The 19,812-nt window shown below is 42.2% G+C and carries 15 protein-coding genes; 6 read left to right on the top strand and 9 right to left on the bottom strand.

The genetic code is table 11. The features are described 5' to 3' along the window. Positions 1-22: 22 nt before the first annotated feature. Complete coding sequence (locus AACX33_RS26430; protein ID WP_193999885.1) at positions 23-1,948, bottom strand: alpha-amylase family glycosyl hydrolase; 1,926 nt, start codon at positions 1,946-1,948, stop codon at positions 23-25. Positions 1,949-2,469: 521 nt separating this feature from the next. Between AACX33_RS26430 and AACX33_RS26425 the strand changes: the two genes are divergently transcribed. After that, a complete protein-coding gene (locus tag AACX33_RS26425) occupies positions 2,470-3,531 on the top strand; it encodes a tellurite resistance TerB family protein (RefSeq protein ID WP_193999883.1) in 1,062 nt (353 codons plus the stop codon). Between the two features lie 216 nt (positions 3,532-3,747). On the opposite strand, the gene AACX33_RS26420 is transcribed toward AACX33_RS26425, so the two are convergent. Then, entirely contained in the window at positions 3,748-4,995 is a 1,248-nt protein-coding gene (locus tag AACX33_RS26420) for a competence/damage-inducible protein A (protein WP_193999880.1), read from the bottom strand. 385 nt (positions 4,996-5,380) lie between these two features. Next, positions 5,381-6,664 carry a serine hydroxymethyltransferase gene (gene glyA / locus AACX33_RS26415; RefSeq protein ID WP_193999878.1) on the bottom strand — a complete coding sequence of 428 codons (1,284 nt, stop codon included), beginning with the start codon at positions 6,662-6,664 and terminating at the stop codon, positions 5,381-5,383. 638 nt (positions 6,665-7,302) lie between these two features. Here glyA and AACX33_RS26410 point away from each other — a divergent pair. Together AACX33_RS26410 and AACX33_RS26405 are read left to right on the top strand one after the other, a co-directional pair. Further along, complete coding sequence (locus AACX33_RS26410) at positions 7,303-7,500, top strand: hypothetical protein (RefSeq protein ID WP_193999875.1); 198 nt, start codon at positions 7,303-7,305, stop codon at positions 7,498-7,500. Positions 7,501-7,580: 80 nt separating this feature from the next. Beyond that, entirely contained in the window at positions 7,581-8,054 is a 474-nt protein-coding gene (locus tag AACX33_RS26405) for a Tic20 family protein (RefSeq protein WP_193999873.1), read from the top strand. Positions 8,055-8,057: 3 nt separating this feature from the next. Here the strand turns inward: AACX33_RS26405 and AACX33_RS26400 are convergent, their stop codons facing one another. Beyond that, positions 8,058-8,831, bottom strand: coding sequence for a fumarylacetoacetate hydrolase family protein (locus tag AACX33_RS26400; protein ID WP_193999871.1), 774 nt, complete (start codon positions 8,829-8,831; stop codon positions 8,058-8,060). Positions 8,832-9,233: 402 nt separating this feature from the next. On the opposite strand from AACX33_RS26400, the gene rpsF reads away from it, so the two are divergent. Together rpsF and AACX33_RS26390 are read left to right on the top strand one after the other, a co-directional pair. Beyond that, on the top strand, positions 9,234-9,572 hold the full coding sequence (gene rpsF, locus AACX33_RS26395) for a 30S ribosomal protein S6 (RefSeq protein ID WP_193999869.1): 339 nt from the start codon (positions 9,234-9,236) through the stop codon (positions 9,570-9,572). Between the two features lie 209 nt (positions 9,573-9,781). Then, positions 9,782-10,348, top strand: coding sequence for an Npun_F5560 family protein (locus AACX33_RS26390; protein ID WP_193999867.1), 567 nt, complete (start codon positions 9,782-9,784; stop codon positions 10,346-10,348). 406 nt (positions 10,349-10,754) lie between these two features. On the opposite strand, the gene AACX33_RS26385 is transcribed toward AACX33_RS26390, so the two are convergent. Then, positions 10,755-11,105 carry an STAS domain-containing protein gene (locus AACX33_RS26385; protein ID WP_193999865.1) on the bottom strand — a complete coding sequence of 117 codons (351 nt, stop codon included), beginning with the start codon at positions 11,103-11,105 and terminating at the stop codon, positions 10,755-10,757. A 405-nt stretch (positions 11,106-11,510) separates the two neighbouring features. Here AACX33_RS26385 and AACX33_RS26380 point away from each other — a divergent pair, with 405 nt between their 5' ends. Beyond that, the gene (locus AACX33_RS26380) at positions 11,511-12,140 is read left to right on the top strand and encodes a DedA family protein (protein WP_193999863.1); all 630 of its coding nucleotides are present in this window, start codon (positions 11,511-11,513) and stop codon (positions 12,138-12,140) included. 83 nt (positions 12,141-12,223) lie between these two features. Here AACX33_RS26380 and AACX33_RS26375 read toward each other — a convergent pair whose 3' ends face one another. The 4 genes from AACX33_RS26375 to AACX33_RS26360 form a co-directional block, all read right to left on the bottom strand. Continuing rightward, a complete protein-coding gene (locus AACX33_RS26375) occupies positions 12,224-13,426 on the bottom strand; it encodes an argininosuccinate synthase (RefSeq protein ID WP_193999861.1) in 1,203 nt (400 codons plus the stop codon). Between the two features lie 67 nt (positions 13,427-13,493). Then, positions 13,494-15,887 carry a hypothetical protein gene (locus tag AACX33_RS26370; RefSeq protein WP_227788833.1) on the bottom strand — a complete coding sequence of 798 codons (2,394 nt, stop codon included), beginning with the start codon at positions 15,885-15,887 and terminating at the stop codon, positions 13,494-13,496. Between the two features lie 402 nt (positions 15,888-16,289). Continuing rightward, a complete protein-coding gene (locus AACX33_RS26365; protein WP_193999859.1) occupies positions 16,290-16,712 on the bottom strand; it encodes a hypothetical protein in 423 nt (140 codons plus the stop codon). Positions 16,713-17,477: 765 nt separating this feature from the next. After that, positions 17,478-19,649 (bottom strand): PhoX family protein, encoded by a 2,172-nt coding sequence (locus AACX33_RS26360; RefSeq protein WP_193999857.1) that lies wholly within the window; start codon positions 19,647-19,649, stop codon positions 17,478-17,480. Positions 19,650-19,812 lie beyond the last annotated feature (163 nt).

Here is a 19,812-nt window from a genome sequence, read left to right as displayed (position 1 = left end):
ACTCCCCACTCCCCACTCCCCCCTAAGATTCCCGCCCTGAAGCCCAGGTATCACGCCATTTGACAGTGCCTTCCTTGGCAATTACCCAACGGCGATTGACGAGATTTTCCCGCAGAGGCGATCGCCCTTCGCGCCACATGGCATATTTATAACTAATCAAGTTACCAGTACTTTCATCAAAGGGAATCTCTGCAAACCAGGTGTTGGAGTTGATGTACTCTAAAGGATAAGCCTTGCTGATATCCCAGTTGCCTAACTCTGGACAGTCTCCAGTGACTACAATGGTTTCACCTGGTTGGGTATATACCCCGTTCAGTTGTACCCGCACGATAGTTTGCCCTTTAATCCGTTCTCCCACGTGGCTGAAAACAATTACTCCCCGTTCTTCCAGGAGTAAATTATAAACTTTACCGTCTTTGACTTCATACTTATTGCGAGTGATCACACAGGTATGTTCGCCATCAGGTAGTTCTGTTTCTACTTCTGGTAAAGTCACCTCTCCGCCCCGATTCAGTGCCACAAAGCATACAGAGTCACGATAGCGGCGGATGTAGCAGTAGACATCGGGTGTAAGATATTTTTGCCACTGACTACCCATTGAGATCGCCGGATTCAGCCGCCGTAAGCCAGACAGCAATCTGAGAACACGATAAATTTCACTTTCAGTATCCCACTTTTCCATCATCGGGCGGTTGTAGGGGTCGTTACCACCATCCGTATCATCGTGCAGATACTGTTCTGTACCGTAATAGATACAAGGAATACCACGAACTGTCATAATCAGAGCGATCGCCACCTTCAACATCGCTGGGTCAGGATTCAGCGACTGAAAGCGAGACATATCATGGTTATCAATGAAGGTGATTAACTCAGTCGCCCCATTGTAACGATAATCCTGGTCAAAGATATCTTGAATTGCCTGAAATCCGTTTGCTGCACCCTGTGCTAATGCCGAACGAATTGCCATACACAGCCCAAAGTCTAGCATGGTCATGCCTGAGTTATTGGCAAATTCTACGGAGAGATCATCACTAGGATGGTTATAAATCCATTCACCAAAAATAAATACATCTGGCTTGTGATTACTCATATCACCAGTGAATTCTTGCCAAAACCAGATAGGCATATGCTTGACAGTATCTACCCGTAGTGCATCAACACCCCGGTCTAGCCATTGTTTAATTGCTGACTTGATATACTGCCGATATTCACTATTATTTTCATTGAAGGTCGCCAGACCTGCTAGTTCACAATTCTGCACTTGCCAATCATCTTCCCAGTCTTGCACTTCCCCATAATGGTGATACCAGTGATTGATATCATTATTGAAGTCAGCAATTTTCACCCCATCATCATATAATTCCCCCTTACTACCGTTAGTATCAGGGCTACTGTGGTTGCAGACAATATCCAGCACCAACTTCATCTTGCGCTTGTGCAGTTCGGTAATTAACCGATCAAATGTCGTATTTTTAGCTTCTTGAGTTTCGTTTAAAGAAGGGTTTTCGCCATTAGCAATGTAGCGCGGATTGATGCGCTTAAAGTCTTTTGTCCAATAACCATGCATTGCTGCGTTGCTAATAAATAAATCGTCCACTTGTTCAAACAGGGGAGTTAACCAGACAGACGTAACTCCCATATTTTTGAGGTAGTCCAATTTATCGATGACACCTTGCAAATCACCACCCCAGTATTTACCCCAATCTTGGGCAGTACCATCGTAAAGGTCTGAGTTAGTACCTTTGCTGTTATCTGGATCACCTTCATAAAAACGATCAACCACCAGAAAGTAAATAGTTTCTTGGCGAAATTCAATATCTCTGGTGTAAAGGAACTCTAAATCAATTTCAGTATCTGATGACGGTGTTTGAATCAGAGATTCTAGTTCTGTACTAGCAGAACCTACTGTATATTGATCTGGTGAGGACTGGGATGCCTGATTTACCATAGAAGATGCAATTTTATGAAAGTACAGTTTGTAGAGTCATGAGTACAGCTGAGATATTATCATGTGTCACTACAAACAACGGTATTATTACATCCTACCCTTGGTATAGAAATCTATCGCTAGCTAGTTGATATTTCTACCCATAGATGAAATTCATTTGCCACCTGATTAAAGCAAAAGATGATTACCGCTATGAGAATTGAATTGTAGAGTAAGTATTAAGGATAAAATATTCAAGCATCTTAGGGTGACACAATACACCAAGGTTACTAAACTAAACCCCATTTCTCCCAAGAAATTACCGTTTACTCTCTGTATGACTCACATTCAGGATAGGGTAAATCAGGAGTTTTACTACCAGCGAACTTCAGTAAGGCTGAATTGGCGCTCTTTGTTACTCCCAGAGATATCAAGTCAAGTAGACATGAGCGAATTTTTTGAACAAAAGGTTCGCTACATTACTAAACTGACCATTGTTACTTTTAATATGTTAGTACTACCAAACCAAAGAGGTAATAATTGTGACTAAATATGACAAGATTTTTAATTCAACAAAAACCACAGAAGAATCACTGAGTCCAGAAGAAGCCGTAGCTGCGATCGCAGTTGTCACGGAAATGGCTGATTTGTCTGTAGAGGAGGTAGACGCAGAAGTTTTAGCGAGTATCCTTTGGGACTTTGAGGTTTTTGAAGAATACTCAGAAGATGAAATTGCCCAAATAGTCGATAGACTCATCGGAATTGCAGAAGTTGAAGGACTGGGAAGCTTATTTAATGTCGCCAGTAAAAGCCTTTCCGATGAACTAGTTCTAGATGCGTTTGCTGTCGGGGTAATGGTCAGTATAGATGAAGACGATCTGATTATCCCCCAACAGAAACAGCCGTATCTCAAACAGTTGCAGCAAGCCTTAGACCTAGAAGATGAAGAAGCCCATGAAATTACACAGGAAGTAATTGCGGCCTATCAAGAAGCAGAAAACGAAATTTACCTAGACGACGAAGAAGACACAGTAATAGTCAGAGATTATGGCGACGAGGTATATGAATCGCCCTCTGGTAATTTTTCCGTCCCAATTCCTGTTGATCCACAGCAGGGAGGTAAAGTAGAAAGTGAAGACGGGGTAGTTGGCTTTTTTGATAACTTCGGGACTATGCTGAGAATCGATCATTATCCCATCTCCTCAGAACAATTAGAAGAAGTGGAATCTATTGGACAAGAAGAATATTTGCAATCAATTCTACTCAACAAGTATGTGCCAGAAGCCATTTTTACGAATATGCCAAAAGCTGAGGTTAGGTATACCGAATATTTGAAAGACATAGTTGAAGGTTCTTACTTTGCCCTCATTGATATGCCCCAAGGTTCAACAATTTCCCAATCAACAAATAACGGCACAGCCACCAGACTAGATGCATACCGAGGGTTACTGGCATTTATGAACTCTAACTATTTGTATATAGTCAGCAGCCAGCACAGCTTTTTTAACGGTGAAAAACCCAGTTCTATTAAAGAAGAAGCCGAGGAAATCAAGGATAATATTTTAGACTTTGTAGAAACTATAGAGTTCACAGAAACAGAATAACTTGGCAATTTTATTCTGCTACGGGGAGTCATTAGGAAACACCAAAAAATAAATTACCCAAAAATTGTAGGGTGGGTTAGCGCAGCGTAACCCACCATTATCCTAGTACAAGTTGGCGTAAATAAACAGACCATTCAAAATCTATGAAAAGCCCATTTTATAAGCTTTTTGACTTTTGACTTTTGACTTTTGACTTCCGCCTTGCGGTACTAGTGACTACTTAATCAATTTTCGCCGCAGCAAATCCAAAGCAGTGTTACCACTCACATAACGAATTAAATCACGTCCCCGCATCGCACCAAAGCGATACTCAAAACTTGCAACTTCATTTTTTGGACCCGCTAAACCGATGTAAACTAAACCCACAGGCTTTGTCTCTGTTCCTCCAGTTGGGCCAGCAATACCAGTGACACTTAAACCCCAAGAAGTTGAAAGGCGAGTTTTTACCCCCATCGCCATTTGTTCTGCAACAGTAGCACTCACCGCCCCAAATTTATCTAAATCCTCTGGGTTAACTCCCAGTAACCCCACCTTCACCGAATTATCATAAGAAATTACCCCACCCCAAAAATAATCAGAACTCCCAGAAATATCCGTTAACATTTGTCCTAAACCACCACCAGTACAGGACTCGGCTACTGATAGTGTTTGCCCTGATAAACGCAACAAATTACCCACTACAGAAGCTAAAGTCTGATCATCAGCCCCGTAATAATCTAAGCCAGCAATATCTTTTAGCTGTTTCTCCACAGGTGAAATTAAAGCCTCAGCCGCAGCTTCTGAATCAGCCTTGGCGGAAATGCGTAATCTGACTTCACCTTTACCCGCATAAGGGGCAACAGTGGGATTAGGTAAGTTAAAATAGGGAGCAACTTTTTCAGCTAATGCAGATTCACCAATCCCCCAAAACCTTAAACTGCGGCTATAAATAATCTCCTTTCCCCAGCCTTGATTTTTGAGATAAGGGACTGCTGTATCTGTCCACATCCGGTGCATTTCTGACGGGACACCAGGAAAGGTAAAAATCGTGATTTCGGGGCGCGGTTGCCAAATAATTCCCGGTGCTGTCCCAGTAGGATTGGGTAAAATGTCTGCACCTTGGGGAATTAATGCTTGTTTGCGGTTACTGGGTGACATTACCCGACCACGTTGGGCGAATTTCTGAGTGATGTCTTCGATGATTTCGGGACGTTCTATCAAGGGAACGCCAAAAAAATCCGCTATGGTTTCACAGGTGAGGTCGTCGGGTGTGGGACCAAGACCACCTGTAAAAATAAGAATTTGCGCTCTTGATATAGCAATTTCGATAACTTGCTTTAATCTTTCTGGGTTATCGCCAACGACTGTTTGATTGTAGTGGGGAATCCCTAGTTGGGCTAATTGTTGGGCTAAATATTGCGAGTTACTGTTGAGGATATCCCCTAGTAAGAGTTCTGTACCAACACAAATAATTTCTGCACTCATTGAGATGAAAGGGAAGGAAGAAAGGCCTGTATTTTACAGTAACAAATTATTGAATATGAATTTAAAAAAATACAGAAAGAACCTCACCCCCAGCCCCTCTCCTTACTAAGGAGAGGGGAGATTTGAATGCAGGTTTAAAGCCTGGGTTTTGATGTTATTTAATATTCTTGTTAAATAAAAAGGCGGGCTTTCCAGCCCACCCCAAAAAAAGAGATATATTGGTAATTCCTTACTTCCCAATATAAAATCACCTATCTTCTTCTTCTCATCTTCCTTCGTGTCCTTCTCCTGGCGGAGACGCTACGCGAACACGTCTTCTCCCAAAGGGAGAGGCTAGCGCCAACGTGGTTCATTAAACAACTTGACACTATCCACAAAGGTGAACTTAAGCTAAGGCTGGTACTGGGATTTGTAGATGTGGGTACAAGGGGAAGCGATCGCACAATGCGGCGACCCGTTGGCGACAATCTTGTGCTACTGTCTCAGAATCAGGCGAAAGCAGTCTGTCAGCGATAATATTCCCAATCTCCGTAAATTCTGTTACACCCAAGCCGCGTGTAGTCATGGCTGGAGAACCTAACCTCAGACCACTGGTAACAAATGGTGATTGCGGATCAAAGGGAACTGTATTTTTGTTAGCGGTAATATTCACGCCACTCACCAGTTGATCGGCTTGCTTTCCGGTAAGTCCAATATTCTGTAAATCTACTAGCATCAAATGATTGTCCGTTCCATTTGATACTAATTTTAAACTGCGGTTTTGCAGTTGACTTGCCAAAGCACGAGCATTATCAATTACTTGCGCCGAATACTCTTTAAATTCCGGCTTCAGTGCTTCCCCAAAAGCCACTGCTTTTCCGGCAATGACGTGTTCTAAGGGACCGCCTTGAGTGCCAGGGAAAACAGATTTATCGAGCTTCTTGCCTAATTCTGCATCGTGGGTCAAAATCAAACCACCACGAGGACCACGGAGAGTTTTATGAGTTGTGGTTGTGACGACATCACAGAAGGGAAGGGGGTTAGGATGCAAACCAGTAGCCACTAAACCAGCGATATGGGCAATATCTGCCAGCAAGTAAGCGCCGACTTCATCAGCGATACTGCGGAATTTTTCAAAATCAATCACACGAGGATAAGCTGAATATCCACAAATTAAGAGCTTGGGACGCTCCCTCAGCGCCTGCTCCCGAATTTGTTCGTAGTCTAGCTGTTCTGTTTCTTTGCTGACACCGTAATGGCAAACTTCAAACCATTTACCCGAAACATTCACTGGTGAACCGTGGGTGAGATGTCCCCCATGAGACAAATCCATCCCCATGATTTTGTCACCGGGTTGCAGTAATGTCAGGAAAACTGCAAAATTTGCCTGAGCGCCAGAATGGGGTTGGACATTGGCATGAGCTGCACCAAATAGCTGTTTAGCTCGGTCGATGGCGATTTGCTCGATTTGATCGACAAATTCACAACCGCCATAGTAACGTTTACCTGGCAATCCTTCGGCATATTTATTGGTTAATGCGGAACCTTGGGCGGCTAATACAGCAGCTGAGGTAAAGTTTTCACTAGCAATCAACTCTAGGTGGTCGCGTTGACGCTGTAGTTCTTGGTTAATTAATTCGGCGATCGCCGGATCGGAGTTAGCCAAAATTTCGGAATTCGTTCTAGTCACTTAAAATTATCCTTGGTGGAAATTTGCACAACAATCGATTTGGGCTTGGTGTAGCACCTCAATCAACGCTCACCGTTAAGAGTTTTTGACTGCTAACGACTAAGGTTTATTTAGTACTGACTTCTTTATTATCGTCAAGCTTTTTCCTGAATCTCAAATTTTACCTTTCATCGGCATCCAAGAGATAACTGGACAAGCTTAACGGCAGGGCTTCTGTATGATTTGTTACAAAAAGGTAGATATTTTTCATACATAACATAAAATAAATTAAAGTTCACTTGGGATTTTTTTATTACCCCCTATTTACCGAAAACCTGGGGTTTAAAGCCCCGCCCTTCTAGGGCGGTTTTTGCGGTATTATAGCTTTAGCGGTAAAGCGCACAAATAAAAAACGAAGTAGGTCAAGCGGACGACTCCTGAGCCGGAACCCTGGTAGTATAAATCCTAAATCTTGTACAAATGTGGGAGTAAAAACCAGAAATTAAAAGCCTTTTCAAACACGGTCGGGCAGTCCGTGTGTGCTTGTGGACGTATCCAAACGGGGAAATTGGAATACTTGTACTCTGGTTTCTAGGGAGGACGGATGAAGCAAGAATCCTCATCTCTTTAGAGTGAGGAGTGTCAAAGGAGGGTTAGCGATGTTAGTCATTTTAATGGATAATCAAATCCTTGCCTCCACGCAAGTTTGCCAATCTTGTTTACTTGCTGACGGTAGCGGTCAACCCCGTTGGCGTGGAGGTCAACTGCGATGCGGTCAAGCAATTCGCCAACTCACTGCACAGCAGCCAGCACAGTATGAATGTCTGATGGGTTTCCGAATTGCGTATATAGAATAATCGGATTTGTCAGCAAGACTAAGCAACTGCGTTATCCTAAGCTCAAGAAGTCTGAAATTTTAGCCATAGGAGAACGCACAATGACTTGGCGCGGGTCTGTAACGGTTTCCGACCGGATTTTTGCTTGTTTACCTTATTTGCTACCCCTAGTTCAAAGTCTAGCCTTCGGTAGCTTTTTCTTCACACAGTTCCCAGTCACACGGGTGTTGCTGATTCCATTGAGTCCATTAATCGGAATTTATCAACTACCCTTTGCCAGCTTGATTATTTTCTTTGCCTTGTTCCTATTAGTGGTGAGAAACGAAAAAATTAGTCACTTCATTCGTTTCAACACTATGCAGGCCATTCTTTTGAACATTGTTTTATTTTTGTGTTCCATACTGCTGGAAGTTTTGGTTTCAATTCCTGGTGCTGGCTTTGCCTTAGAAACGATCGCCAACACCATCTTTATCGGCATAATAGCAGCAGTTGTCTATTCTGTTGCTCAATCCCTATTTGGGCGTTATGCAGAAATTCCAGCAATTTCTGATGCAGTGCATATGCAAGTGCGCTAGCAGTTAACGCCCAGTCACGGTGTTTTCTAGGCGACCGATGCCTTCAATTTCGACACGGACGCGATCGCCTATGTGCAGTTGCCCAACACCCAATGGCGTACCAGTTAACACCACGTCTCCTGGTAGTAGTGTCATCACCTGACTAATGTAGGACACTAAAGCATCAGGAGGAAACACCATCTGATCAATACAGGCAGATTGCACAGGGATAGCATCGTCATTCAAAAAGGTCTGCAATCTCGCCCCAGGATTTAATTCTCGGACAATCCAAGGGCCTAGAGGACAGAATGTATCAAAACCTTTAGCGCGAGTCCATTGGCCATCCTTTTGTTGTAAATCCCGTGCTGTCACATCGTTAGCAATGGTATAGCCCCAAATTTTGGTTTGGGCTTCTTCTATTGTGCAGTCACAGGTGCGATCGCCAATCACTAGTGCTAACTCGCCTTCGTAATCTACCCGTTGCGATTGGAGCGGATACATAATTTCTGTTTCCGTGGCAATGATCGATGTCGGCGGCTTGAGAAATATTAATGGTTCATTTGGTACTGTAGTTCCCATTTCTGCGGCATGGTCTGCATAATTCTTGCCTACCGCCACAACTTTGGAAGGAGCGCAGGGAGTCAGAATTTGGTAATTTTCGGGTTCTAGAATTAAATTTGTGGGTTGCCCTTGTAACCAGGGTGGAGCATCTAGCACCTCCACATTGAGGGATAGTTGTAGCAATCCATAGTAAATCTTGCCTTCTAGATTTTGAACTCGCACATAGCGCTGCGCCATAACCTTGATTAATATCCTTTTGTCTGCGATTAAAAGCTGTTAGCGGTTAGCAATCTTCAGTCTGTAGTAGAAGCCTGAGCCTGAGACTAAATAACTATAGTCTCAATTTGGGAAGTATGCCTGTACTACTGTCTGATTTCAGTTGATAGCTTCACTGTCCACGCACCCTTTCCCGTAGGAGAAGGGCTTTTTGCCTTGTGGGTGGGATGACTCCCTCATCGCCCTAAAGGCAGTTTCTTGTTAAAGATGCGAATTTTGCGGATTTTGCTAATGATTCAAATTGAAAACTGGTAAGATTATAGTTCCTTGTTGCTTCGATGTTGATTATTACTCATATCCTTTGTGATATTACTGTATAAAATCACATCAGCAGCCCCTTCGTCCATAAGGTGACTTAAAATCATGTCCATAGTTTACGAAACAATTTACATCCTGCGTCCCGATTTAGGAGATGAACAGGTAGAGCAAGCAATTAGTAAATATCAGAACTTGCTCACAGAACAAGGCGCTGAGAATATGAAAATTCAAAATCGTGGTAAACGTCGCCTAGCTTATGAAATTAAAAAGCATCGGGATGGCATCTACGTTCAAATGGACTACACTGGTCCTGGAACTGCGATCGCTCCCATGGAACGTGCAATGCGTTTGAGTGAGGACGTGATTCGCTACTTGACTATTAAGCAGGATCTACCAGAAGAAACAGCAGAAGAAGCCGAAGAGACAGTTGCTGTTTCTGCCTAAGAAAACTTCTGAGTAAGCAGTGCTGAGTGTGGAGTTTTTCCCACTCAGTACTCAGCCATAAAAATAGTCAATTTTAAAAAAATTTTACCATTAGTCTTTTTCTGCATAGAGTGGGGAATGCTAAATAAACAAATACCTACTAAAGGCAGTACCATCGCAGTTATACCTACGATTCGACAAGCATTCGTCAATGGGAGCTGTAAGCCACTGTGAGCCAAACTGACACACCCAACATTCAAGCTCTCTCTACCGAAGTATCGCAGCTGCGCCAAGAGTTGCAGCTTCGTGACCAATTAGTGCAGCAGCTATCTCAAGAACTTTTCCGGCTGGTTAAGGGCAATACTAACTTTATCCCCCAGCGTTCTGAACCAGAATATGATCTGAGTCAGTTACAAGCATTGCAAGAACAATTGCAAGCCGTTGAGCAGCAGGTAACGTTCTATCAAGAACAAATTACCACTCGTGACACCGAAATTTACCAACTGCGGCAGTCAGTACAAGAACTCACCGATCGCAGTCGGATGTTGGAGCAAGTTATCCAAGAATTACCTCAAATTTACCGTCGTAAGTTCGAGGAGCGGATGGCCCCAGTCAGAGAAAAAGTGGCAACACTACAACGAGAAAACCGCAAACTTCAAGCAGAACTGCAAAGTGTGAGTTACCGTTTGGCCATCAAAACCCGCACGGCTAGTCACAGTGGCATTGATTTACCGAATTTTGCTCGCTCAGAATCTCACCCAAATCAAAATAATATTTCTACTGTGCAGAATGCCTGATAGTTGGGAATGTTATCCAATTTTAGATTTTAGATTTTAGATAGCGTAGCGTTAGCGAGTCCGCGTTCGCGCAGCGTCTCGTAGAGAGCGTCTTTTGGATTGATTCCACTGATAAATCTGGAGGCTTTTAGCACTCAGGAAATATTAGTCAATAAAAATCCTAAATTAGCCCCTTTATTACATCATAACGGCATTTTTACCCAAAAATAAACCACTTGCCTCTGTGGAAGTGGTCGATTTTTGCTGCTTTTATTTAGTAGCAACATCAGATTTTCACCTGGTGCAGTTTCGTTTTCCGGTTAACAAAATTTGCTTTTAGGTGATTTCCCACTGCACCTGCTTAAACTAACTTCTCTATTTCAAAGTCGGATTAATTAATGTTCACTATTCATACATCTGTGGTAAATTAGCTTGCCAGAGCTAACTTTTTATCCTTGGTGTTGCTGAAAATATCTTCGTAAGTGTCGAAAATGTCAAACACTGAGTCCAGTTGTGTTAGTTCCAAAACTAATCTTACCGGAGCTTGCACGTTGCACAAAACTAGACGACAACCACTTTCACGTGCTGATGTGAGTCCATTGATTAAAGGAACTAATCCTGAACTGTCCATAAAATCTACTTCTGACAAATCAATCACCCAGAGTTGATCAGGCTGGGGTGTTACCGCAAGCATCCGGGCGCTAAAATTTATTCCACCCTGCAAGTCTATGCTGCCTTGGGGCTTAAATAAAACCACTTGATCTTGTGAGATAGTCATGAATTTAACTCAGTAGTTGGAACAAGTAACAGAACAAAAATTTGACATCAATACTGATTCAGTTTCAACGACAAAATTACTGTGAGATTTTCAGATTGAGCAATTTACAGCAGTCCTGTTGAGACAAATTTTTTCAGTAATTATGCCGTATAATTTATGTTGATATCTCCTAAATATAGGCATAATGGCTGGAGAATTTCGGTATCAACAGTATCTTTTACCATATTTTTATATATTACCAGGTGTATTATAAATTTTTCATGATAAATCCTTGACAAGGTAGCATGAAATATGTATCCGTGCTAGCAACTGCTGATGACTGGACGTGGCGGATTGATTGACACCCCAGCCATAGAAGAGTCAAGATAGATGAAAGGTAAAAAATTGTAAAGGCGGCGGTGCGGGATGTCTCTTGAGCTGATTTCACTAGAAAACATCCAGGAATTTGCCCACCAGTATGGTTACTGGGCAATTTTTTTGGGCATTTTGCTAGAAAATTTGGGCATTCCCCTTCCTGGAGAAACCGTGACCTTGGTCGGCGGATTTCTCGCTGGTAGTGAGGAACTGAACTATTGGTTAGTTCTCAGTGATGCCGTTGCAGGTGCTGTGATTGGTGGTGCTTGCGGCTATTGGATTGGTAAAATTGGCGGCTGGCCTTTCCTAGTACAAATAGGTAAAATCTTTCGGATTTCCGATGAGCGATTGTTGAATATTAAAAATCAATTTAGTGAAAATGCTACGAAAGCTGTATTTTTTGGGCGCTTTTTCGCGTTGTTGAGAATTTTTGCAGCACCCCTAGCTGGTATAGCGGAAATGCCTTTCAGAAAATTCTTTTTGTATAACTTAGCAGGAGCAACCACCTGGGCTACTGTGATGGTAACCTTAGCTTTCTTTGCTGGCAAAGTTGTCTCCCTAGAACAACTAGTTGCTTGGGTGAGTCAATTTGCGATCGCAGCTTTACTAATCCTGGTAGCCTTGATTGCTGTCCCCATCTGGTTAGAGTCCCGCCAAGTCAAACGTGCAGCTGGTGAGTAATTAAGAACAGGGGGTACTGGTGCAGGGTGCAGGGGTTAAGATTTTTCCCCACTCCCCACTCCCCACTCCCCACTCCCTATTTCCTAACTTCTACCTTGCTGCGCCCAAATGCGAGTGGGTAAACCCCAAACGTAAATAAAGCCTTCAGCTGCTTTGTGGTCAAATTGGTCTTCAGAACCATAGGTTGCCAAGTTTGGGCTATAGAGTGAATTATCACTCCAACGGCCGACTACAGTAGCATTACCTTTAAAAAGTTTGACTCGCACAGTTCCCAAAACTCGTTCTTGTGTCTTTTGAATAAAAGCATCAAGTGCGCCTTTGAGTGGACTATACCAAAGACCGTTATAAACGATTTGGGTGTAAGTCTCTTCAATACCTCGCTTGTAGTGGCTGACATCTCCTGTCAAAGTCAGACTTTCTAAATCCCGGTGTGCCTGAATTAGCACTAACATAGCGGGTGATTCGTAGATTTCCCGCGATTTAATCCCTACTAAGCGGTTTTCCATCATGTCGATCCGCCCAATACCGTGATTTCCTACCACCTGATTGAGTTGTTCGATTAGCTCCACGGGGTTTTTCGGTGTCCCGTTGAGGCTGGTGGGAATACCTCGTGTAAAACCAATTTCAATGTACTCTGGTTCATTAGGCGTATCAGCGATCGCCTTCGTCATTTCATAGATTTCTTCTAGTGGCTCAACTGCTGGATCTTCCAGTATCCCAGCTTCAATACTACGACCGAGTAAATTTTTATCAATACTGTAGGGAGAAGATTTTTTGACTGGTGAAGGAATGCCAAATTGCTCACCATAAGCGATGGTTTCCTCACGACTCATCCCCCATTCTCTCGCCGGTGCGAGGATCTTCAGATTGGGATTCAGAGCCGCACAAGCCACATCAAAGCGAACCTGATCATTACCTTTACCTGTACAACCGTGAGCGATCGCATCAGCACCGTATTTATCAGCAGCTTCGACTAATATCTTAGCAATTAACGGACGAGCCAAGGCTGTCCCCAAAGGATATCGATTTTCGTAGAGAGCATTGGCTTGAATCGCCGCAAAAGCATAATCTTTCACGAAACTATCTTTAACGTCAACCACCAAAGACTCACTTGCACCCGATTTCAGCGCTTTTTCTCGGATTGGCTCTAATTCATCTCCCTGACCTAAATCTGCTGCGAGGGTAATCACTTCTTCTACACCCCACTCATTTTTTAGGTAGGGGATACAAACGGAAGTATCCACTCCCCCAGAATATGCCAAGACAACCTTTTTAGCGCGACCCATTAGTTTCTCCAATTAGGAAAACAAAGAATGAGTAATTATTATAAGATATGTAGGTTGAAAAACCTCTTCAAAAATTACCTCTCAAAAACACAGTAAATATATTCTCGTTGATTTTCAATTCATTACCCGTACTATCTCTGCCATAGTCGTAGTCATTATTTCTCCAAGATAGGTTGAGTATGGGACTATTCTGATTTGTGCCGAGTCTCAATCTCGCATCAGCACCATAGACAGAACGAGCTACATTTTCATTGATCGGACTATAGTATCCTGATAATAAAAAATTCTGGCTAAATTGAATACCAACACTTGTTACTAGGGTATTCTTCACAGAATCGGGTAAAACATCCCCAAAATAATTCGTTAAACCCAACCAAACATTGCCTAAATTGACTCTGGATCTAACTGTAATTGAATTTACAAAATCATTGGGGCGAGTTTCTCTATCAAAAGCATAATTAACTCCCGTGGATAGAACTAAATTACTATTCCCACTCAAAGAGATACGTTTACCAACACTACCTGTTACTTGACTGTAGTAATCAATATCTGGATTAACATAGCCGATTACACCGCCAGAAAAAGTCCAGCCATTTGAGGTATTTTTACTAAAATCCACCCCACCATAAGCTTTAATATCTTCTGCACCTATCACACCTGTATAATACCTCAAAGCATCCTGTGTCCCTGTGATATTGCCTGTAAAACTCAGATGTGGTGCATATTTTGTTTCTTCCCTATATCTGTTAGATGCTACATTATTCACTTCTTGATTGAGAATTGTGACGTAAACCTGAGTGTAAAAATTGTCTAAATTGGCTGTGGAAAAATTTTGATTATTAATATTAGAAATAAAATTTATATCAGACTCAAATCCCCCTTCTCCACCACCAGAGGATAAAACTGTCAGAGGGCTAATCTGTTCAAAACGAGTCGTAAAAGCAGAACTTCGTTCGATCACAGGTGAAGCACCCAACCAAATACTATTGAAAGTCGCCGCAGGTACTTGGCTCAAATTTACCGCTGTTGGTGGTACACTCTGCGCTCTCGCAATTCCCCCATGATAAGCAGTCAAACTATTAGCAGGAAGTCTGACATTATTAGCAGCTAAAAATAAATTATTGTTAACATTTGCGTTAATTCGATTTTCTGAACTAGCAATATTAGGTACAATATCAGGCAACAAATTATATCCCAGTTGCAAAGCTGTATTTAGTAAAGTATTATCATCATTTAAAATCAAGCTAAATCCCCGTACTGTCCGACCCATTACAGCTTCGCGGTCATTCACTTTCACAATCTGTCTAACTCTAGAATAAATTGCTGCGGGTGTGTTTTCTATTTCTTCTCTTCTGTTAATAGAAAGTTGCTCTCCAGTAATATTACCCACAAACGAACCTGTATTAGGTAAAAATAAATCTATCCCAATTTCTTGACCATTAGCGCCAGATTGAAACCCCGGTTGGCTAATTGCTGCTAGTGTTTCTGGTTCTACCACATCACCTACATTTGCAGTTTGAAAAATCCGAGTTGGTGTCTGGGTATCAGGATCAATATCAGCAGATGTTAAACCAGGAGTATATGTGCAGATTTGATTGGGGTTACTACCAGGTAAGATACATGAACCTACGAGGCTTAATTGCAGTTCTGTACCCAGTACAGTCAGGGGTTCTGTGAGATTAACCGTAATTTCTCTACTTTTTCTCAACGTTTGCAGTTGCAAATATTCTCCTTTTTGGTCTACGGTGAAAATATTATTTGTTGTCAAGTTTTCTTGGACTTGTCCGTTCAGCTTAACCAGTCCGTTCAGATCAAAAGTAGTATTTTGGTTATTACCAAATCTGGAACCTACAGTGAATTGTCTTTGGGTTAAATGATTAATGAATACACCATTTAGTGGGATAGTAGTTGTGCGGGGATGAATTTTTTGCTCATCAGCAATTCTAGGGGAAATAATATATTCTTGTTCAGTTTGGGGTGATTTTTGCTCAATATCCAATTCATCAACTCTAGGTTGTGGATTGAGTTGTTTGCGATCAGATTCTCCTTGACTAATCCTTTTGGGAGTACAAGACTGAACTGGAGAATTAGTTTTTGCTAAATCCGTAACTGTGGTAAATTCTGCTTCTCCAGTATTGCTGGGAGGACAAGATGGGGACTGGGAATTAGTTTTTGCTAAATCTGTTACTTGTGTTTGTTGAATAAAATTAGATCCGGAGGCTGGTAATTGCTTCTGTGATCCTGACAAAATTCTCCAATATTCCAGATGAGCAATTAATGCAGCAGCGTCCTCTGAAGTGGTGGATAATTTTAATTTGCTATTATTATTGAGGTGTCCCAGTGACAATGTTTTTGCAGATATTTCAGCGCCAGCCTTTTTAGCAAAGAATATTGTTGTTGAACTAAATATTAATAATAATACAAATGCCAGCTTTAAGTTTTTGCGCGGCGAAATCATCATAAAGATTTATAATAGACCTGGAATCAACACCTAATGAAATTAGATTTTGGTGTGAGTAATTTGTGAAGAAATTTCAACGTAAGCTGTGTTTTCCCCCAGCGCAACGCACCGCCAATAATTCCAGGTGCAGTACCCTCTGCATAACACACCTCCGGACAATTGATATTTCTTCATATACAGCCAATTTTTCTCGCCCACTTACTGTTTGATAAAAATTTGACTATTATCTGGTATTTGCCAAAATAGTGCTAGTTTAACTGTGATTTATTCGCTGATATAATAAGCTAGAGACACGCGGTAATCATGTCTCTAACAGATAAACACAACAGATTTAGGGTTGAAAGAATTTGAAGAAAGTATCAGTCTGACTCCTGATATTGATTCTTCTTAATTCTTGATACCCTAAAACCCAGTTTCGATAGATCCGATGGGGGTTTCGGTAAAGGTAGTAATAGAGTTGACTTGGCTAGTTCCTAAAGCAGTGTCTGCACTACCTTTGATAGTGACATTGGTGAAAACTTCCCGGTCAGAAATATCACTGTCTTCAAAGGAAAAATAGCCGTTATCGCTGAGTAATTCGATTACGCCAGCACTTCCCAAAGCGGAAGCTGAGACAACACCAAAGTTACTTGTGGCTACAGCAGCTGCATCATTTTTACCTACAGATCCAGCCGCAGCCATATCAGTTACCAAACCATCTGCGTTAATTGTAGCTGCTACAGCTCCAGCCGCACCGCCTTCACCAGCAGAGGCTAGAGAACCGAAGCCAAATACACTAGCGGAAACTGCAACTAAGGCGATCGCTAATTTTTGGTTAAATTTCATTGACTTCTATTCCTGTTATTTCAACTTTAATGTGATTGCCATCTACGCATCTTACATCTGTGCTGTGGAAAATTTCACTATTTCAGTTACTGTGAGCGCCAGTGATTTTATCAACACAACCTGTTGAATTTAAGGTGTGCTTACTCTTTAATATCTGAAGTGAAATAACATGATATTTCCAGCACAATTTAGGTTAAGTTTTGGTTAAAACTTATAGTGCGTAAATCTTACAACACAGTTATATTACTTAAAAGTAATTACTTAGTCAAGGGATAAAATTTTAATTTCAATAAATTATTTTTTTCAGGAAATAAAGTTAATTTAACCTAACCTTAATGAAATAATAAACTAGATTTTAAATATTTTTGGTTAATTCAATCAAATGTAAATCAAATAATTTGGATTAGTTTTAGTCGATTATTGTTTGCATAGATTTAAGCAAAAATCATCATAAATTAGAGTACATTAATCAAAATGTACCCTAATATTTAAAACTGATTAAATTAGTGAAATTACAGCACGTTTCATCTGAGTAAAGTCCACCAAATCCGGCAGAATAGCCACCCCACAAGATTTATCATCTTAAAATGTGGACTTCATTGACTGGCAAAGTGCTGTAAGCGCGATCGCTATTTCGTAGATAACTATTAACTATAGCAATCCTCAAGAAGTTACGAACCCAAAGATACCCGACTTATTCAAGTCCGATGTGAGTCTCTTTTGTGTTGGTAAATCTATAGGATTGCCATATTAGGACATCAAGAATTAAGCACCAATAATACCACCGTCATCGCGGGTAATAACCACTGTTGCAGAACGGGGGCGACCAGATGGGCCATAACCTTGACTATGTGGCCAGTCGCTGTTGCTTGTAGGATTGGCAACACTTCCGCGAGAACCTGGGTGCTGAATATTCACAAACATGGTTTTATTATCAGGTGTAGTAATTACACCAGTTACCTCACAGTCTGTTGGGCTGGTGAGGAACAGCTTAATCTCTCTGGGATCATTAGGATTGGCACAAACCATCGAGTTACTACCGATGTTGAGATAGTCGCCTGTACCAGTACCGGACTGGTCAGTTTGAATCCAGAGACGACCGTAGTAGTCGAACCAAAGACCATCTGGTGAGCCGAAGTCATCACCATTGATATTACCTTGACGAATGGGGTCTGGGTCTTTTTTGTCGCCATTCAAAACATAAATATCCCAATTGAAGGTGGTAGCTGTAACGCTGCGTCCGGTTTCACGCCAACGAATAACATGACCGTAAGCGTTGTTGGGACGTGGGTTAGCAGCATCAACCGGAGGACGTGCATTACCTCCAGGAGTTGTACCATCTGGGTTATTCACTGAGGCCGGATTTGTTCCGCGACGACTGTTGTTAGTCAAGGTGCAGTAGACTTCAACTTCATTGAATCCACCAATCCGAGGACGTACACCAACCCACTCTGGGCGATCCATCATTGTCGCGCCAACTCTGTCCGCAGCCTCTCTGGTCTTAATTAGCACTTCAGCTTGGCTATTAAATCCGTTCGCTGGTGTGAGACCGCGCTGACCGTAGACTAGAGGTAGCCATTCGCCAGTACCATTGTCATTGAACTTCGCAACGTACAAAGTACCGTGGTCAAGTAGGTCGGTATTAGCATTACGAATATTAGGATTGTATTGTCGAGAGCAAACGAACTTATAGATATACTCGTTTACGTTGTCATCACCCATATAGAAAGCCAGACCGTTGTTATCATCAACAACATATTGAGCGCTTTCGTGTCTGAATCGACCCATCGAAGTGCGCTTGACTGGTTTGCTTTTGGGATCGTAGGGATCAATCTCGACTACCCAACCGAACAAATGAGGTTCCAGGGGATTGTTATAAGCATCAAAGCGTGGATCAACTTCAGGCCAGCGATAACTAGACGAGCCGCCGATACCGTAGCGTCTCTGTCCATTGCGGATATCTTCTGCTTTATTTTCCAGACCAGGAATGTTAACTATATCTGGATTAGGGTTAGCAAAGTAACCTTGAAAGTTCTCTTCACAGGTGAGGTAAGTACCCCAGGGTGTGATTCCGTGGGCGCAATTGTTGATCGTACCATAAGCGGTGTAGCCATCGTTGGTGCCAATTTCAAATGAGCCAGTAGGTTCAATTGAGAATTTCTTTGATCTCATCAGCGCATCACCCGCCGCAAGCCCGGAAACTCGCATTTCTGTGTTACCAGTGATGCGGCGACCATAACGGGAATTGCGGTCAACACTCCAGTTATTACCGAATCTGTCTTTAGATATTTCTTGGATAGATACGCCGTGAGCAGCCTGAGACTTTCTGGCTTTCTCAATTGTCATGACGGTGCTACCTTCATTACCGTCGGGGTGCAGGAACTGTTCTTGGGTATATTCGTGGTTAACGCACAGTATGCCACTGCTATTGTATGTGCGGCCTTCAAGAGGCACTGGCAACCCGGATGTCCGATTGAGATAACTCCGTCCTGGGAGAGGGAAGAAGTGCATTCCATCATGGTTCATCCCTACTTGTTTTTCCTGTGCGGCAGCATCCTGGGACGCATCTGGAAACCAGTCTGGCGCACCAGGCATGATAGGATCACCCCAAGCAGATAGTATTCTGGCTGTGTACCCTTTAGGAACAGTGACCAGATCCTTCTCTAGGTTTCCTGTTGCTGGGTTGCGGAGATTTGGCTCGATGCTCTCGAAGCCAATACCACCAAATCCAAGCCCGGCTGGAACTGGTGCTGCTTCCACAGTTTGAAGGAAACCACCGAGGGACATATCACCTAATACAGTTAGGGCTGATGTACCTACAGCTGTCATCACAAAACGTCTGCGCTTAATGCTGACGCGTCCAATCACGTCAAGGATTGACTCGTTACCGGATGGATTTATGGTTATATCGTTCTTGGGGTGAAGATGACCTTTCATTCTCTATTCTCCATTTAAGGTTTACGCAGTTGCTATTCAGTTAATTTCTTAATGACTAGTGCAATCTAGTAAAGAAAAACTCTACATATTGACAGAAAAAACTCAGATATTGAAAATTTCCGCCATTTTCATTTCTTTTCAGTTAATAACAAGTAAAATTGCG

Origin of the sequence: Nodularia sp. LEGE 04288 (assembly GCF_963896525.1) — a bacterium.
GTDB lineage: Bacteria > Cyanobacteriota > Cyanobacteriia > Cyanobacteriales > Nostocaceae > Nodularia.
Note: the sequence above shows the minus strand (reverse complement) of the source record. Positions and strands in the feature narration are given on the sequence as shown.

Bases quoted from the DNA above. Each gene is read 5' to 3' on its own strand.
- AACX33_RS26365 (WP_193999859.1), bottom strand. From the start codon at position 16,712: ATGAAATTTAACCAAAAATTAGCGATCGCCTTAGTTGCAGTTTCCGCT.
- AACX33_RS26420 (WP_193999880.1), bottom strand. From the start codon at position 4,995: ATGAGTGCAGAAATTATTTGTGTTGGTACAGAACTCTTACTAGGGGAT.
- AACX33_RS26430 (WP_193999885.1), bottom strand. From the start codon at position 1,948: ATGGTAAATCAGGCATCCCAGTCCTCACCAGATCAATATACAGTAGGT.
- AACX33_RS26410 (WP_193999875.1), top strand. From the start codon at position 7,303: ATGTTAGTCATTTTAATGGATAATCAAATCCTTGCCTCCACGCAAGTT.
- rpsF (WP_193999869.1), top strand. From the start codon at position 9,234: ATGTCCATAGTTTACGAAACAATTTACATCCTGCGTCCCGATTTAGGA.
- AACX33_RS26360 (WP_193999857.1), bottom strand. From the start codon at position 19,649: ATGAAAGGTCATCTTCACCCCAAGAACGATATAACCATAAATCCATCC.
- AACX33_RS26375 (WP_193999861.1), bottom strand. From the start codon at position 13,426: ATGGGTCGCGCTAAAAAGGTTGTCTTGGCATATTCTGGGGGAGTGGAT.
- AACX33_RS26385 (WP_193999865.1), bottom strand. From the start codon at position 11,105: ATGACTATCTCACAAGATCAAGTGGTTTTATTTAAGCCCCAAGGCAGC.
- AACX33_RS26370 (WP_227788833.1), bottom strand. From the start codon at position 15,887: ATGATGATTTCGCCGCGCAAAAACTTAAAGCTGGCATTTGTATTATTA.
- AACX33_RS26400 (WP_193999871.1), bottom strand. From the start codon at position 8,831: ATGGCGCAGCGCTATGTGCGAGTTCAAAATCTAGAAGGCAAGATTTAC.
- AACX33_RS26380 (WP_193999863.1), top strand. From the start codon at position 11,511: ATGTCTCTTGAGCTGATTTCACTAGAAAACATCCAGGAATTTGCCCAC.
- AACX33_RS26405 (WP_193999873.1), top strand. From the start codon at position 7,581: ATGACTTGGCGCGGGTCTGTAACGGTTTCCGACCGGATTTTTGCTTGT.